At 60.1% G+C, this 14,936-nt stretch carries 13 protein-coding genes and 3 tRNA genes; 6 read left to right on the top strand and 10 right to left on the bottom strand.

The window, feature by feature from the left end; all coding sequences use genetic code 11:
* Window positions 1–33: 33 nt before the first annotated feature.
* From tuf to NBH21_RS04835, 3 genes are all read right to left on the bottom strand, one after another.
* Window positions 34–1,209: an elongation factor Tu gene (gene tuf / locus NBH21_RS04845; protein WP_163904961.1), complete on the bottom strand. Its 1,176-nt coding sequence runs from the start codon at window positions 1,207–1,209 to the stop codon at window positions 34–36.
* Between the two features lie 220 nt (window positions 1,210–1,429).
* Window positions 1,430–1,503, bottom strand: a tRNA-Gly gene (locus NBH21_RS04840).
* 23 nt (window positions 1,504–1,526) lie between these two features.
* Window positions 1,527–1,611: transfer RNA gene (locus NBH21_RS04835), tRNA-Tyr, on the bottom strand.
* 207 nt (window positions 1,612–1,818) lie between these two features.
* Between NBH21_RS04835 and rlmB the strand changes: the two genes are divergently transcribed.
* Genes rlmB through NBH21_RS04820 form a run of 3 tightly spaced genes read left to right on the top strand, consistent with a single transcriptional unit; the run spans window position 1,819 to window position 4,734 of the window.
* Window positions 1,819–2,703 (top strand): 23S rRNA (guanosine(2251)-2'-O)-methyltransferase RlmB, encoded by an 885-nt coding sequence (gene rlmB, locus NBH21_RS04830; RefSeq protein WP_250912770.1) that lies wholly within the window; start codon window positions 1,819–1,821, stop codon window positions 2,701–2,703.
* A complete protein-coding gene (locus NBH21_RS04825) occupies window positions 2,700–3,476 on the top strand; it encodes an HAD-IIB family hydrolase (RefSeq protein ID WP_250912769.1) in 777 nt (258 codons plus the stop codon). The genes rlmB and NBH21_RS04825 overlap by 4 nt, the downstream gene beginning before the upstream one ends.
* 40 nt (window positions 3,477–3,516) lie before the next feature.
* The gene (locus NBH21_RS04820; RefSeq protein ID WP_250912768.1) at window positions 3,517–4,734 is read left to right on the top strand and encodes a glycosyltransferase family protein; all 1,218 of its coding nucleotides are present in this window, start codon (window positions 3,517–3,519) and stop codon (window positions 4,732–4,734) included.
* A gap of 21 nt (window positions 4,735–4,755) precedes the next feature.
* On the opposite strand, the gene NBH21_RS04815 is transcribed toward NBH21_RS04820, so the two are convergent.
* The 3 genes from NBH21_RS04815 to NBH21_RS04805 form a co-directional block, all read right to left on the bottom strand.
* Window positions 4,756–5,244 carry a hypothetical protein gene (locus NBH21_RS04815; RefSeq protein ID WP_342451992.1) on the bottom strand — a complete coding sequence of 163 codons (489 nt, stop codon included), beginning with the start codon at window positions 5,242–5,244 and terminating at the stop codon, window positions 4,756–4,758.
* Between the two features lie 116 nt (window positions 5,245–5,360).
* A complete protein-coding gene (locus tag NBH21_RS04810; RefSeq protein ID WP_099057536.1) occupies window positions 5,361–5,573 on the bottom strand; it encodes an alkylphosphonate utilization protein in 213 nt (70 codons plus the stop codon).
* A gap of 452 nt (window positions 5,574–6,025) precedes the next feature.
* Window positions 6,026–6,101 (bottom strand) — tRNA-Thr (locus NBH21_RS04805).
* A 167-nt stretch (window positions 6,102–6,268) separates the two neighbouring features.
* Here NBH21_RS04805 and NBH21_RS04800 point away from each other — a divergent pair.
* The gene (locus NBH21_RS04800) at window positions 6,269–7,042 is read left to right on the top strand and encodes an NAD kinase (protein ID WP_250912767.1); all 774 of its coding nucleotides are present in this window, start codon (window positions 6,269–6,271) and stop codon (window positions 7,040–7,042) included.
* Window positions 7,043–7,052: 10 nt separating this feature from the next.
* Window positions 7,053–7,610 (top strand): hypothetical protein, encoded by a 558-nt coding sequence (locus NBH21_RS04795; protein WP_250912766.1) that lies wholly within the window; start codon window positions 7,053–7,055, stop codon window positions 7,608–7,610.
* 30 nt (window positions 7,611–7,640) lie between these two features.
* Here NBH21_RS04795 and NBH21_RS04790 read toward each other — a convergent pair whose 3' ends face one another.
* The gene (locus NBH21_RS04790; RefSeq protein ID WP_250912765.1) at window positions 7,641–8,294 is read right to left on the bottom strand and encodes a TetR/AcrR family transcriptional regulator; all 654 of its coding nucleotides are present in this window, start codon (window positions 8,292–8,294) and stop codon (window positions 7,641–7,643) included.
* A 158-nt stretch (window positions 8,295–8,452) separates the two neighbouring features.
* On the opposite strand from NBH21_RS04790, the gene NBH21_RS04785 reads away from it, so the two are divergent.
* On the top strand, window positions 8,453–9,691 hold the full coding sequence (locus tag NBH21_RS04785; RefSeq protein WP_250912764.1) for a multidrug effflux MFS transporter: 1,239 nt from the start codon (window positions 8,453–8,455) through the stop codon (window positions 9,689–9,691).
* 56 nt (window positions 9,692–9,747) lie between these two features.
* Here NBH21_RS04785 and prfB read toward each other — a convergent pair.
* The 3 genes from prfB to NBH21_RS04770 all read right to left on the bottom strand — a co-directional run bounded on the left by prfB (window position 9,748) and on the right by NBH21_RS04770 (window position 14,846).
* A protein-coding gene (gene prfB / locus NBH21_RS04780; protein WP_250912763.1) for a peptide chain release factor 2 occupies window positions 9,748–10,876 on the bottom strand; the annotation gives its coding sequence in 2 pieces (ribosomal slippage) (window positions 9,748–10,806 and window positions 10,808–10,876; 1,128 coding nt in all).
* Window positions 10,877–10,978: 102 nt separating this feature from the next.
* Window positions 10,979–13,435 (bottom strand): penicillin-binding protein 1A, encoded by a 2,457-nt coding sequence (locus NBH21_RS04775; RefSeq protein WP_250912762.1) that lies wholly within the window; start codon window positions 13,433–13,435, stop codon window positions 10,979–10,981.
* A 220-nt stretch (window positions 13,436–13,655) separates the two neighbouring features.
* Complete coding sequence (locus NBH21_RS04770) at window positions 13,656–14,846, bottom strand: N-acetylmuramoyl-L-alanine amidase (RefSeq protein WP_250912826.1); 1,191 nt, start codon at window positions 14,844–14,846, stop codon at window positions 13,656–13,658.
* Between the last annotated feature and the right edge of the window lie 90 nt (window positions 14,847–14,936).

Below are 14,936 nucleotides of genomic sequence, written 5' to 3'. Positions count from 1 at the left end.
CGTCAGCAGCTTACGCCATCGCCCCGTCCATCATCACTCGATGATGGATGCGACGATGCCGGCGCCGACGGTACGGCCGCCTTCGCGGATCGCGAAGCGCAGCTTTTCTTCCATCGCGATCGGAACGATCAGCTCAACCTGAACCGTGACGTTGTCGCCAGGCATGACCATTTCCGTGCCTTCCGGCAGAGAAACGATACCCGTCACGTCCGTCGTGCGGAAGTAGAACTGCGGACGGTAGTTCGTGAAGAACGGCGTATGACGGCCGCCTTCTTCCTTCGTCAGGATGTAGGCTTCGGCCATGAACTTCTTGTGCGGCTTGACAGAGCCCGGCTTGCACAGGATCTGACCACGCTCGACGCCGTCACGGTTAACACCGCGAACCAGTGCGCCGATGTTGTCGCCGGCCTGGCCCTGGTCGAGCAGCTTGCGGAACATTTCAACGCCGGTAACCGTCGTCTTCGAGGTCGGACGAATGCCGACGATCTCGACTTCTTCACCAACCTTGACGATGCCACGCTCGACGCGGCCGGTCACAACCGTACCACGGCCCGAGATCGAGAACACGTCTTCGATCGGCATCAGGAACGGCTGGTCGATCGGACGTTCCGGGGTCGGAATGTACGCGTCGACTTCTTCCATCAGCTTGCGGATGGCGTTTTCGCCGATTTCCTTGTTCGAGTCTTCCAGAGCGGCAAGAGCAGAGCCCTTGACGACCGGGATGTCGTCGCCCGGGAAGTCGTAGGAAGACAGAAGTTCGCGAACTTCAAGCTCGACGAGCTCGAGAAGTTCTGCGTCGTCAACCTGGTCGACCTTGTTCAGGAACACCACGATCGCCGGAACGCCAACCTGGCGAGCGAGCAGGATGTGCTCGCGGGTCTGCGGCATCGGGCCGTCAGCGGCCGAGCAAACCAGGATCGCGCCGTCCATCTGCGCAGCACCGGTGATCATGTTCTTGACGTAGTCGGCGTGGCCGGGGCAGTCAACGTGCGCGTAGTGGCGGTTGGCCGTCTCGTACTCAACGTGGGCCGTCGAGATGGTGATGCCGCGAGCCTTTTCTTCCGGCGCTGCGTCGATCTGGTCATAGGCCTTGAATTCGCCGAAAAACTTCGTGATCGCTGCCGTCAGAGACGTCTTGCCATGGTCAACGTGGCCAATCGTGCCGATGTTAACGTGCGGCTTCGTGCGCTCAAACTTACTCTTTGCCATTTGAATGCTTCCTATGATCGAAATGGGTTGCCCCGGCGAACCGGTTTGGTCCCGCCGTTTAAGGCTTTCGCGGGAATTGCGCAAGACTTAATTGTTTTCGCTTGGAGGCGCCTCCGAATCACCGCGCAATAGCGCCAGCGCACATGCGCGACGAAGAGACAGCAAATCACACGAACGAAATATTCCGTGCAAAAACAACAGCTTGCTAGATAGATGAGAATGGAGCGGGTAGCGGGAATCGAACCCGCGTATTCAGCTTGGAAGGCTGCTGCTCTACCATTGAGCTATACCCGCGGCATGTTCGATCCGAGAACGAATGGTGGAGAGAGTTGGATTTGAACCAACGTAGGCGAAGCCAACGGATTTACAGTCCGTCCCCTTTAACCACTCGGGCATCTCTCCAGTTATTCGTCCGGATCAGCGACCAAGCTTTTCAGTCGAGACCGTCGAGGCGTTGGCCCCGCGATCTGTGGCGGCTATATGACCGCCCCTCCTTCTCATGTCAACACGATGAATGACGAAAATTTCCGAATTTTTTTCATCGAGCCTGTGGACGACCGGCGCCAGCGCAGGTCTATCGCCCACGTTCTCCTGCCGTTATAAGGGCGCATGGCAAAAGATCCGAAAAACGACAAATCCGCCCGCGACAGTCACTACGCGACCCTGCGCCGCCAGGTTCGCGACAGCAAGCGCGAAAGGGGCGAAATTCCGACGCCGCAGCCGCAGAAGCACCGCAAGTCCGCGGCCGACTGGACGCCGCCGCAGCTGGCGCCGGATCAGGTACAGCTTTATGGCCTGCATACCGTGCGAGCCGCGATCGAAAACCCCGAGCGCAAGCTGATCAAGCTTTCGGTTACGCAGAACGCGCTGGTGCGACTCGACATCGGCCCGGTCGACCAGCTCGGCTTTCCTGTGGAAATCGTCAGCCCGCAGGATCTCGACAAGGTGCTCGGACCCGATGCCATCCATCAGGGCGTGATGCTGGAGACGAGGCCCTTGCCCGCCCGCCGGCTCGATGCGCTGAAGGACAGCCCCCTTCTGCTCGTTCTCGATCAGGTGACCGATCCGCATAATGTCGGCGCCATCATGCGCTCGGCTGTCGCCTTCGGCGCCGGCGCAGTCATCACCACCATGCGCCACAGCCCGACCGAGTCGGGCGTTCTCGCGAAATCGGCCTCCGGTGCGCTGGAACTTATTCCTTATATCCAGATCACCAATCTCGCCGATGCACTCGAAGAATTGCACAAGCTCGGCTTCTTCTCCGTCGGCCTTGATTCGGAGGGACCTGCTCCGATGGAGGAAACCCTTTCCGGCGACCGGATCGCCCTAGTGCTCGGGTCGGAGGGCAAGGGTCTTCGCCAGAAAACCCGCGATACCGTCAGCGCTCTTGCCCGTCTCGACATGCCGGGCGCGATCAAATCGCTCAACGTATCGAACGCGGCCGCCATCGCACTTTATGCCACCCGTCAGCATCTCGTGAAGCGGAAGGCATGATCGTCGTCTTTACCGACCTCGACGGAACGCTGCTCGACCACGACAGCTACTCCTTCGAGCCGGCAAAGCCTGCACTTCATCTGCTTGCCGAGCGGGGCATCCCGCTCATTCTCGCCAGCAGCAAGACGGAAGCCGAAATGCGGCCGATCGCTGACGCGATCGGTATCGCCTCTCCCATGATCGTCGAAAACGGTGCTGGAATCGTCGACCTTCCCGGGCGCAAATCCGAAGTCGCGAATCATTACGAATCATTGCGCGCGTTTCTTCAGAGCCTGCCTGAGGAAATCTCCGGGCTGTTTCAGGGATTCGGCGATTGGAGCGACGACGAGGTGGCTTCGCGCACCGGCCTTTCGCTCGCGGCTGCAAGGCTTGCCCGGAAACGCCGATTCTCCGAGCCCGGCCTATTCTCCGGCACCGACCGGCAGAAGGCGGAATTCATCGCGCACATCGAAGCGGCCGGATACGATGCGGCACAGGGAGGGCGTTTCCTCACCCTGATGCCCAGGACATCCAAGGCCGAACGGATGGCCGAGATCGTTGCATATTACCGCGACACTCTGGGCGAGGACGTACGCACCATCGCGCTTGGCGATGCACCGAACGACCTCGCCATGCTGCAGGCGGCGGATACCGGCGTCATCATCGCCAATCCGTCGCACACACCGCTTCCTGTCACGGAACGGGAAACACACGGTATTATCCTGCGTTCGCCCATACCGGGTCCCGCAGGCTGGAATCACATGATCCACACGCTCGTTGAAACGGGGTTTTAGACGCACGGCCGCAACCGTGCCTTTTCAGAAAGGACTAGATATGGCGGATTTTCATCAGAACGGGGTGGTCGCCACCCTGCACAATCTGCGCGAACGCTCGATCGAGCGCATGGAACGGGAACTCGAGCTTTTCTCAGCCAATCGACCCGTCACCCTGATCATCCCCTCCCTCTACTCCGAACTCGATGCGCCGGCTCTCGACCATATCGTCGGCGAACTTTCTCAGGTTCCCTATATCTCCGAGATCGTCATCGGCCTCGATCAGGCCGACCGCGAGCAGTTTGCGCAGGCTAAGGCCTATTTTTCCCGGCTGCCGCAAAACCATTCTATCCTCTGGCATGACGGGCCACGACTCAGCGCCATAGATGCGCAGCTGGCCGAGGCCGACCTCGCGCCCGACCAGCCCGGCAAGGGACGCAATGTGTGGTACTGCATTGGATATGTTCTGGGCGGCCACAATTCCGGGGTTGTTGCGCTGCATGATGCCGATATCGTCACTTATTCCCGCGAAATGCTTGCACGTCTCATCTATCCCGTCACCAATCCGAGTTTCCCCTACGTTTTCTCCAAAGGCTATTATCCGCGCGTCTCCGACCACTCCCTGAACGGACGTGTTACGCGGCTCCTGGTCACTCCGCTGCTTCTCAGCCTCGAACGCGTGATTGGTCATCACCCCTACATCGATTATCTCAAGGCATTCCGCTATCCGCTGGCCGGCGAGTTCGCCATGCGCACGCATTTGCTGCCGGACATCCGCATCCCTTCGGACTGGGGTCTGGAAATCGGTGTTCTGTCAGAGCTCTGGCGCAGCTTTTCAAACAACAAGATTTGCCAGGTGGATATCGCTGACAGCTATGACCACAAGCATCAGCCGCTTTCGGCCGACGATGCGACAGCCGGCCTTTCGCGCATGTCGATCGACATCACAAAAGCACTGTTGCGCAAGCTCGCAACGGATGGCGTCGTATTCAGTCAGGAGAGCCTGAGAACACTGAAGGCTACCTATTTCCGCAATGCACTCGATCTCGTCGAGATCTATCACAACGACGCGCGCATGAACGGATTGACCACCGACCGGCACCGGGAAGAACTTGCTGTCGAGCTGTTTGCCGCCAATCTCATGGAGGCCGGCAACGCCTTTCTCGACATTCCGAACGCAACACCGTTCATGCCGAGCTGGAACCGGGTGCAAAGCGCCCTGCCCGACCTCATCCGCCAGATGCACGAAGCCGTCCGGGCAGACAAGGACGAAGACTGACCAGCCTCGCCCGCCCGGAGTTCAGGCTGTCGCCGGATGGAAGCGATTGACCGCCAGATAGCCGGCGGCGAGAAAGGCAAGGAGCACAACGCCCTGCACTGCTGCGAAGGGCGGCTCCGAGCCGGTCGGGGCCAGCGTATTCAGCGCCGGCACCTTGAGGAAGGCCTGCACCACCAGCACGAAGACGTTGAGATAAAGAGAGGCGGTGGAACAGAGAAGGAAGACGATCCGCCAGCGGCCCGCCAGATGAAATCGATAGAGGGCGGAGAGCGCGCCGACCAGCGTTGCCAATGTAATGATGCCCACCCCGATCGCCGGCGTGAACCCGCCGAAGGGAAAGAGGAAGCCGGTAATTACCGTCGCCAGCGTGCTGATCAGGAAAACCGCGGTCCAGCCGGACATGCGATCCGATTTCAGCCAGCCATAAAGAACGACAAGCCCCGTCGCGATACCGACGAGGCTCAACAGCACATGAAAAAGTGTGAAAGGCGTCATTGCGAAGATCATCATGAAGCTCCGTCATCAATTGCCGTAGCTTCAGTAGACGCACAACTATGCCGCCTGTAAATTACGATTTCTTGCCTTAACGCAAGTTTCTCCCGGCAATACTGCCGAAAAACAGGCGATCAGGCCTTCTTCAGAAACTCGGTGCGCAGAACCAGCCCCTTGATCTTGGCATGACGGCATTCGACTTCCGCCGGATCGTCGGTCAGATGAATGCCCTTGATCATCGTGCCGCGCTTCAGCGTCTCCGACGTCCCCTTGACCTTCAGATCCTTGATGAGAGTGACGTTATCGCCCTCGTTAAGCACCGTACCGTTCGAATCCCTGACTTCCATGATGGTTTCCCCTGTCCGTGACCATGCGGCGGGCTTATCCGGGCGAAGCGCCTATGTCCAGCGCCACGGGCGAGAAATGCCGAAGCCGCTGGAGCCGCAGCAAAGTTCCCACAAGTCCTCACCTACATTTAGCTACACACCTAATTTCCTAAATACACAAACTTAAAATCTTTTATCCAACCAAACGTTTATCCCCATAGGCCGCCCCTGCCCCAGAGTTTTCGATCATCACGCCTTTTCAGAAAAGGACCCGTTACCGATGGAACATCATTCCTACCACAGGAACGAGAAGGCGAAGCCGGCGGACAATCGGAATGCGCTGGGAGAAAAGCGATCTGGCAAAAGTTTTGTGGACCGCCTCCCGCTCCGGGAAAGGCAACTCAAGCACAGACCTGCCGGATTGCCGTCGAGGCGCAACGCCGCCAAACTCTCGCTAAGCCATTGAAAATGAATGGTGCCCCCGCCAGGGTTCGAACCCGGGACCCCCTGATTACAAATCAGGTGCTCTACCAACTGAGCTACAAGGGCAGTGGAGGCGTCAATAAGCGTATTTCTTGCGGCGGTAAAGAAAAATTTCGGTGAGCAGTCGCGATAGCCCACAGTCTCTCCCGCCCGAGCGACCAAAGGGACGGCAAAACGCCTTGTCGCTTCCAGCCTTTATCATGTACGACAGGAGCAGTTTCAAAGGGCTACCCATGTCTCGTTCGTTCCGGTCGCTTTCCTTCCTCGCCTCCAATACCGAAGAGGCACAGGCCTCCCGCAAGGAGTTGATTCGCCTTTATGGCGATGTCGCACCGGCCGATGCCGATGTCATCGTGGCGCTGGGCGGGGACGGTTTCATGCTGCAGACGCTGCACGAGACCATGAATTCCGGCAAGCTGGTCTATGGTATGAACCGCGGCTCGGTCGGCTTCCTGATGAACGACTATTCGACCGAGAATCTAACGGACCGGATCGCCGCCGCCGTCGAGAACGATTTCCATCCGCTCAAGATGACAACGACCAATGCCGACGGGACCACCTCTATCGCGCTTGCCTTGAATGAAGTGTCGCTGCTGCGACAATCCTATCAGGCCGCGAAGCTCAAGGTGATCATCGACGGTCAGGTGCGGCTGGAAGAACTGATCTGCGATGGGGTGATGGTGGCCACCCCCGCAGGCTCCACCGCCTACAATCTGTCTGCTCACGGCCCCATCCTGCCGCTGGAAGCGCCGCTTCTCGCGCTCACCCCGGTCAGCCCCTACAGACCCCGCCGCTGGCGCGGCGCACTTCTACCGAACAAGGTCAACGTCGACATAATCGTGCTGGAGGTCGAGAAGCGGCCGGTCAACGCCGTCGCCGACCATACGGAGGTGAAGTCCGTCATCCGCGTGCAGATCGCCCAGTCAGAGGATACCACCGCCAGTATCCTGTCCGATCCGGACAGATCCTGGTCCGACCGCATCCTCGCCGAACAGTTTTCGAATTGAGGGAAATCCCATGAGCCCTTCCCTGCCTTTTCGCACCCCGCTTCTTCGCGCCGGCCTTGCCACCCTGCTCCTTTCCAGCGTCGCCGCCCATGCTGACGATATCGACCAGCTGCCGGTGACAGCCACCTTCGTGATCAGCGGCGGCTTCTGGGAGGGCGATGTCGGGGAAATCGAATCGGCCCCGGATGTCGCAGGCAACGGCACGGCAACGCCTGCGCCAACCCAGCCGACCGCACCACAGGTCGGTGAGAAGACCGAGATGCAGCGCGGCTATTACAAGCTCATCGCCATTCGTCAGCCGGACCGCACCGCAAAGATCTACCTGCAGCAGATCCTCTCGGCCGAAAGCGGCCCGAAGGTTCTGGAAAGCGTGGAACTTGAGGAATTCTCGGCGATCAAGGCCTATGTCACAGATATCCGGCCGGAGGATTCGACCGGAGTCAGTCGCCAGCCAGGCCTCTTCGCCACCGTCTACCTCAAGACCGACCCGCAGCAGATGGAGCCGGAAGGCTGGACCGTGCTGATCGATGAGTTCGGCGACATCAGGGTCGAGCGCGAGACGAACTGACGGCGCTCACTTGCTTGCCAGGAACAGGCATCAGCGTTTGCCGAACGCCTTCAGGAAGGTGTGAACGGCGTTCCTTGCCAATCCTTCAAGTTCGCTCTCCGGGATCGGGATGCCAAGCTGCAGGTCGCTTCGCACATCCGACATGACCAACGCCATGAACTGGCGAGCCGCCAGCGACGGATCCTCGATATCGAGGTAGCCGCCAAGGGCGAGCTGCGCGAATCGGGCCGCCATGGCCGGGTGCTTGCGACCGGGACCATATTCCCGCCACGTCGTAAACAGCTCAGGATGGCGTGCGCCTTCGAGCGACAGCAGACGCAGAAGCCAGCGGCCGCTCGGCTCGCATACGGCAACCTTCAGGAGACGGGCGGCAAAAGCGCAAAGATCGGCTTCAAGGTCCGCTGGCGCATCCGGAAAGGTCTCGAGCACCGAAAAAAATCCGGCGCTGGAACGCTGGGTGATTTCGGTGACAACCGCCCGGAACACTTTTTCCTTGTCGCCGATCTGATTGTAGACCGTCTGGCGCGATACATTCGCTCGCACGGCAATCGCGTCGATACTTGCGCCGGAATAACCGCTCTCGGAAAAAATGGCTGCAGCGGCATCGATGATGGCGTCGCGTTTGGTGCGGTTGCCAGTGTCGTTGCTTTGCGGGAGATTCGGGGCCTGATGTGTCTGATCCATGCCTCACCATAGAGGGACTTGACTAATTGGACAATTGTGTCCAAAATTTTAGACATACATAGTCAAATCATCGCGTGACCTTGTCCCGCTCGTTGCCAAACCCTTTTCCGTCTTCCTCTCCCTCCGCGGCAGCTGCCCCGGTGACGCAAAGGTATTTCATGCTGCAGAAATCTCCGCCTCTCTCCAGAAACCCCGCCTCATTGCCGATCGTCCTGGGCCTGCTGACGGCAATCGGGCTCTTCGCAATCGACATGTATCTGCCATCCTTGCCGGAAATCGGTGCGGGATTGAACGCCGACAGCGGTGCCGTGCAGGCCAGCCTCATTTCCTTCTTCGTCGCGATGGGATTGTCCCAGCTCGTCTATGGTCCCGTCTCCGACATGGTCGGGCGCAAAAAGCCGCTGTTCTTCGGCCTCGCCCTTTTCGCCATCGGGGCGGTCGGCTGCGCGCTATCGCCATCGGTGGAATGGCTGATCGCCTTTCGGGCGCTGCAGGGCGTCGGCGCTTGCGCCGGCACGGTGCTCTGTCGGGCAATCGTGCGCGATCTCTTCACCGGCATCGCCGCCGCGCACCTGATGTCGCGTCTGATGCTGGTCTTCAGCGTATCGCCTATCCTCGCCCCGCTTGTCGGCAGCATGATTACGGCGTTCGGAAGCTGGCGCGTGATCTTCTGGGTCATGGTCGCGACCGCAGCACTCGGTGTCATTCTCGCCGCCACGCTGCTTCCGGAAACGCGCTCACCGGAGGCCCGCAGCGAAAGCAGCGTCGGCAGCGCTCTTGCCTCTTACGGCACGCTGTTGCGCGATCCTCATTATCTCGGCCTGGTGCTGATCGCCTCCTTCGGCATGTCGAGCTACATGATCTATGTGGCCAACTCGTCCTTCATCCTGATCGAGCACTATGGACTGACGCCGGGATATTACAGCGTGCTGTTCTCGCTGAATGCCGTTTCCTTCATCGGTGCTTCACAGATGAATGGTCGCCTCTCCCGCCGCTTCGGCCTGCAACGGCTGATTCGCTTTGCCGTCTGCGGCTTTGCAGCAGCGGCAACCACGCTCTTCCTCCTGTTCGAATTCGGTCTCGGCAGCCTGCCGCTCATGGCAGCCCTGTTGTTTGTGGCCTACGGCTTCCTCGGCATGGTTATTCCGACCTCTGCCGTCCTTGCACTCGAGGCCCATGGTCGGATAGCAGGCACGGCGTCGGCACTGATGGGCACGCTGCAATTCGTCACCGCCTCCAGCGTGATCGGCGTTGCCAGCCTGTTCTTCAACGGCACGGCGTTGCCGATGGTCGCGACGATAGCCGCCTGCTCGCTGACGGTGCTGCTGCTCGCAACGGCCACGCTCCGATCACCCGCCGCAGAACCGCGAACCGAGCCGGCAGAAAAGCGCTCCTGAACGAAAAACGGCGGGGTCTTGGCCCCGCCGTATCTCTTTTGTCCATGAACTATCGATCAGTCGATGTCGGCGACCGCATCCGCCTTGCCGCTGATGCGGTGGGCAAGTGCCGCTTCCATGAACTCGTTCAGGTCACCGTTCAATACGGTATCCGGATCGGTGCTTTCGACGCCGGTGCGCAGGTCCTTCACCAGCTGGTAGGGCTGCAGCACGTAGGAGCGGATCTGGTGACCCCAGCCGATATCCGTCTTGGATGCGGCTTCTGCATTGGCTGCAGCCTCCCGCTTCATCAATTCGGCCTCGTACATGCGGGCGCGCAGCATTTCCCACGCCTTGGCGCGGTTCTTGTGCTGCGAACGCTCCTGCTGGCAGGCGACCACGATGCCGGTCGGAATGTGCGTGATACGCACAGCCGAGTCGGTGGTGTTGACGTGCTGACCGCCAGCGCCCGACGAACGATAGGTATCGATGCGGCAGTCGCTTTCGTTGATCTCGATGTTGATCGAGTCGTCAACGACCGGATAGACCCAGACCGACGAGAAGGACGTGTGCCGACGCGCGTTCGAGTCATAGGGTGAAATGCGCACGAGGCGGTGAACACCGGATTCGGTCTTTGTCCAGCCATAGGCATTGTGGCCCTTGATCAGAACGGTCGCGGATTTGATGCCGGCTTCTTCGCCGTCATGCACTTCCAGCACCTCGACCTTGAAGCCCTGTTTTTCGGCCCAGCGGATATACATGCGCAGCAGCATATTCGCCCAGTCCTGGGACTCGGTACCACCGGCGCCGGAATGAACTTCCAGATAGGTATCGTTGCCGTCGGCTTCGCCAGAGAGCATGGCCTCGACCTGAAGACGGCCGGATTCGGCCTTCAACGCCTTTAGGCCTTCCTCTGCCTCCTTGACGACCGCCTCGTCGCCCTCTTCCTCGCCCATCTCGATCAGCTCGATGTTATCCTTCATCTGCTGTTCGAGACGCTTCACGCCCGCAATGCTCTCATCGAGCTGCTGGCGTTCGCGCATGAGTTTCTGCGCTTCCTGGGCATCGTTCCAGAGGTTCGGATCCTCTGCCCTGTTATTCAACCAGTCCAGTCGCCTTATCGCCTGGTCCCAGTCAAAGATGCCTCCTCAGCAGGCTTATGGCCTGCTTGATTTCGTCGACTACGTTCTCGATTTCTGCACGCATTTCGCTTGTTTTCACCTCGGATCGAATTGCTGAGGGGTGAATAGTGTCGGCCGCCCCCGATGTAAAGGGGCGGCCGACAGCATTCAGGATTTCAGGAGCGGCTCAGAAAAGACCGCCGGCGCCGGATGTCACGGCCTGATTGGCCTGCGGCGAATCCCTGAGAATTTCTTCCGGCGCCGCATAGCCATCCATGCCGATGACCGAGAAGCTGTCGGCCGGGCCGGTGCCGGGCTTGAAGGCCTCGACGATCGTATCGGGATCGCCTTCTGCCGCGAGCATGCCGGTCTTCCGGTTGATCGGAATGAGGCTCATGCCCTCCGGAATGTGGAACATGCCCGGCGGCGTGCCGACGACGGCCGCCTGCATGAACTCGTTGAAGATCGGAGCGGACATCGAACCACCGGTCGCACCGCGACCAAGCGGAGCCGGGTTGTCCATGCCGACATAAAGACCGGCGACGAGGTCGGGAGTATAACCGACGAACCAGGCGTCCTTTTCGTCGTTGGTCGTGCCGGTCTTGCCTGCCACGGGACGGTCGAGCTTCACCTTGCCGGCAGCGGTACCGCGCTGGATGACGCCTTCCATGATCGAGGTGATCTGGTAGGCGGTCATCGGATCGAGAACCTGCTCGCGATTATCAACCACGGTGGGCTCTTCCTGCCCCTGCCATTCATCGGCATTGCAGCCCTCGCAGGTGCGTTCCTCGTGACGGAAGATGGTCTTGCCGTAGCGGTCCTGAATGCGGTCGATCAGGGTCGGCTGGATCTGCTTGCCGCCGTTGGCAAGCACGGCATAGGCCGAAACCATGCGCAACACCGTCGTCTCGCCGGAACCGAGCGACATCGCGAGAACCGGATTCATCTTGTCGTAGATGCCAAAGCGCTCCGCATATTCGGCAACGAGGTTCATGCCCATGTCATTGGCAAGGCGAACCGTCATCAGGTTACGCGACTTCTCGATGCCAAGACGAAGCGTCGAGGGACCGGCGGAACCGCCGCCATAGTTCTGCGGTCTCCAGACCTGGCCGCCGGAAACGAATTCGATCGGCGCGTCCATGATAACCGAAGCCGGAGTATAGCCGTTATCCAGCGCGGCGGCGTAGACGAAGGGCTTGAAGGACGAGCCCGGCTGACGCATGGCCTGTGTTGCGCGGTTGAATTCCGACTGGGCGTAGGAGAAGCCGCCGACCATTGCGAGCACGCGGCCGGTATGGGGATCCATGGCGACAAGGCCGCCCTGAACCTTCGGCGGCTGGCGCAGGCGATAGCTGCCCGGCCTGGAATCCCCCAGAGCCTGGACATAAACGACGTCGCCCGGCTTCAGGACGCCATCGGGCGATTTTGCCGACTTGCGGTCGCTGGAGGCGGAACGATAGGCCCAGTCCATGTCCTCGGCGGCAATACGGCCGGTCTCGCGTTCAGCGCCAACCTTGCCGTCACCGCCCTTGGCGGGCTGCAGGCCGATATCGACCCGGCTGGCAGACGTATCCAGCACGACGGCAACCTTCCATTCGGGAACATCGCTCAGGCCATCGACCTTGCCAAGCTCGACACCCCAGTCGCCGGCAACGCTGATATTCTTGATCGGGCCACGATAGCCGCGCCGCTCGTCATACGTAATGAGGCCATCCTGAAGGGCCTTGCGGGCCGCAATCTGGATATTGGGATCGAGCGAAGTGCGAACCGAAAGACCGCCTTCGTAAAGCGCCTTGTCACCATACTTCTCGATGATCTGGCGACGGACTTCCTCGGAAAAGTAGTCCGACGCGAAGAGATAGGAACCCGAGCGGCGAAGCGTCACACCGAGCGGCTGCTTCTTGGCTTCCTCGCCATCGTCATGAGCGACGAAACCGTTCTCGACCATACGGTCAATGACCCAGTTGCGGCGCTCCAGCGCAGCTTCGGTGTGACGGAAGGGATGGTAGTTGGACGGTCCCTTGGGCAGTGAGGCGAGATAGGCGGTCTCGGCGATCGTCAGTTCCGTCACCGACTTGTCGAAATAGGTCAGCGCCGCGCCGGCGATGCCATAGGCATTCATGCCGAAGAAGATCTCGTTCAGATAAAGCTCAAGGATCTTGTCCTTGGAATAGGTCTGTTCGATGCGGAAGGAGAGGATGGCTTCCTTCACCTTGCGGTCCATCGTCTGGTCCGCCGAGAGAAGGAAATTCTTCGCCACCTGCTGGGTAATCGTCGAGGCACCGACCGGGCGGCGACCCGAGCCGAAGTTCTGCAGGTTGACCAGGACGGCGCGAGCGAGGCCGTAAACATCGACGCCGGGGTGATTGTAGAAGTTCTTGTCTTCGGCGGAAAGGAATGCGGCCTTCACACGGTCCGGAATTGCCTGGATCGGCAGGAACAGGCGGCGTTCGCGGGCATATTCCGCCATCAGGGCGCCGTTGCCGGCGTGGAAACGCGTCGTTACCGGCGGGGCATAGCTCGACAGAACCTCGTAGTCGGGAAGATCCTTCGTCACGCCCGCCAGATAGACGGCAGCGACAACCGCAACGCCAAGGGCGAGAACGGATGCCAATCCGAAGAAATATCCAATCAGTCTGATCATAATCGAGCTACCGCGATGGCTTTCGGTTCGGCGCGCAATGGCAAGCATCGCACATACCGTGGCGTTTTGCACGTCAGGCCCTGCTTGGCAAGACGCGGCGGCAAGCATTGATTCCAATGCATCAAAGCATCAACCGCTTCATTCCGGAGTAACGGCCGGATTGTGAGGAAAATAGGGCCGCATGCGGCCTCCCGAACTTCACCCACAGGCCAATCCCCGTCTATCCACCGTTCGCAACGACCGGAGAACGATAGCGTTTGATCGCATCGGCGAGCAGCGACGCGATCTTTTCGCGCCACTGCGGGTCGAGCAGCAGCTTTTCGTCATCTTTGTTGGAAAGGAAACCCAGTTCCAGCAGGATCGACGGCACGTCATGGGCCTGCAAAACCCTGAAGCCGGCAGAGCGATGCGGATTATTGATCAACTGGACCTGCCCATTGAAGGAGCCGATAACCGCATTCGCCATGGATACGGAAAAGGCCTGCGTTTCGCGCCGCGTCAGATCGAGCAGGATGTCGGTGACTTCGGTCGGCTCGCTGGCGAGATCCACGCCCGCAACGGCATCCGAGAGGTTTTCGCGCTCGGCGAGATCAGCCGCCATATGGTCGGAAGCGGTGTCGGAGATCGTATAAACGGTGGCGCCCCGGATACCGCTCTGGCGCAGGGTATCGGCGTGGAAGGAGATCAGGAGATCAGCCCGATGCTGCCGGGCGATGGTCACGCGCTCGGAGAGAGAGAGAAACTCGTCCCCTTCTCTCGTCAGGAACGCCGTGATTCCCTTTTCATTCTTCAGACGCTCGGCCAGCGCCCTGGCGAAGGCCAGCGTGATTTCCTTTTCCGGCGTCTTCGTCTCCGCACCGGCGGCGCCCGCATCGATGCCACCATGGCCCGCATCAATCGCGATCACGAATTCGTCATCCTTGGCCGGATCGGTGGCCGCAACACGATCGCCGCGCAGATCGACCGCAGCGGATGCTCCCCCACCCCAGGTCTGGGTGGCGACGAGCGTATCGAAATCCGGTCGCGACACCATCTCGGCGTCGAGCACGAGACGGTAGCCATTGCCACCCTCGTCTTCCTTGACCTCGGCGGAAGCGAGCTTTGCAGGGCGCTCGGCGGTGAGCACCAGCCGCGCCGAATTGGCATCCATCGCGCCGAAGCGGATCTCCTTGAATAGACCCGTGGGTTTCAGGTCGGCGTTCGGAAAGGTGAAGGCGGTTGCCGGCATATCGACGACGATCCGGTCCGGCTTGGCCATATAGCGGACCTCGACCTCGGGCTTGCGGTCGAAATCGATGACGATGCGGGTGCGGGCGCGGTCACCGGCAATGCGCGCCGAATAAGCGAGCAAAGGCCCCTCCTGCTCGGCCTGTACCGCGGTCACTTCCGTTGCGGGGATGGCAATCAGCATCGATATGGCAAAAAGCCGTGCGGCCCATGGAAGACCGGCATTGGGCAGAACCCGAGCCACAAAGCTTCGAATGACAGACAATCCGTTTCC

This window comes from Ciceribacter sichuanensis (assembly GCF_024055605.1).
In the GTDB taxonomy this organism is placed as follows: Bacteria; Pseudomonadota; Alphaproteobacteria; order Rhizobiales; family Rhizobiaceae; genus Allorhizobium; species Allorhizobium sichuanense.
This window is presented reverse-complemented; position numbering and strand designations above follow the sequence as displayed.

What these genes read in the sequence shown, in the direction of transcription:
- tuf (WP_163904961.1), bottom strand. Translation starts at nt 1,209, where the DNA reads ATGGCAAAGAGTAAGTTTGAGCGCACGAAGCCGCACGTTAACATCGGC.
- rlmB (WP_250912770.1), top strand. Translation starts at nt 1,819, where the DNA reads ATGGCAAAAGATCCGAAAAACGACAAATCCGCCCGCGACAGTCACTAC.
- NBH21_RS04825 (WP_250912769.1), top strand. Translation starts at nt 2,700, where the DNA reads ATGATCGTCGTCTTTACCGACCTCGACGGAACGCTGCTCGACCACGAC.
- NBH21_RS04820 (WP_250912768.1), top strand. Translation starts at nt 3,517, where the DNA reads ATGGCGGATTTTCATCAGAACGGGGTGGTCGCCACCCTGCACAATCTG.
- NBH21_RS04815 (WP_342451992.1), bottom strand. Translation starts at nt 5,244, where the DNA reads ATGATGATCTTCGCAATGACGCCTTTCACACTTTTTCATGTGCTGTTG.
- NBH21_RS04810 (WP_099057536.1), bottom strand. Translation starts at nt 5,573, where the DNA reads ATGGAAGTCAGGGATTCGAACGGTACGGTGCTTAACGAGGGCGATAAC.
- NBH21_RS04800 (WP_250912767.1), top strand. Translation starts at nt 6,269, where the DNA reads ATGTCTCGTTCGTTCCGGTCGCTTTCCTTCCTCGCCTCCAATACCGAA.
- NBH21_RS04795 (WP_250912766.1), top strand. Translation starts at nt 7,053, where the DNA reads ATGAGCCCTTCCCTGCCTTTTCGCACCCCGCTTCTTCGCGCCGGCCTT.
- NBH21_RS04790 (WP_250912765.1), bottom strand. Translation starts at nt 8,294, where the DNA reads ATGGATCAGACACATCAGGCCCCGAATCTCCCGCAAAGCAACGACACT.
- NBH21_RS04785 (WP_250912764.1), top strand. Translation starts at nt 8,453, where the DNA reads ATGCTGCAGAAATCTCCGCCTCTCTCCAGAAACCCCGCCTCATTGCCG.
- NBH21_RS04775 (WP_250912762.1), bottom strand. Translation starts at nt 13,435, where the DNA reads ATGATCAGACTGATTGGATATTTCTTCGGATTGGCATCCGTTCTCGCC.
- NBH21_RS04770 (WP_250912826.1), bottom strand. Translation starts at nt 14,846, where the DNA reads ATGCTGATTGCCATCCCCGCAACGGAAGTGACCGCGGTACAGGCCGAG.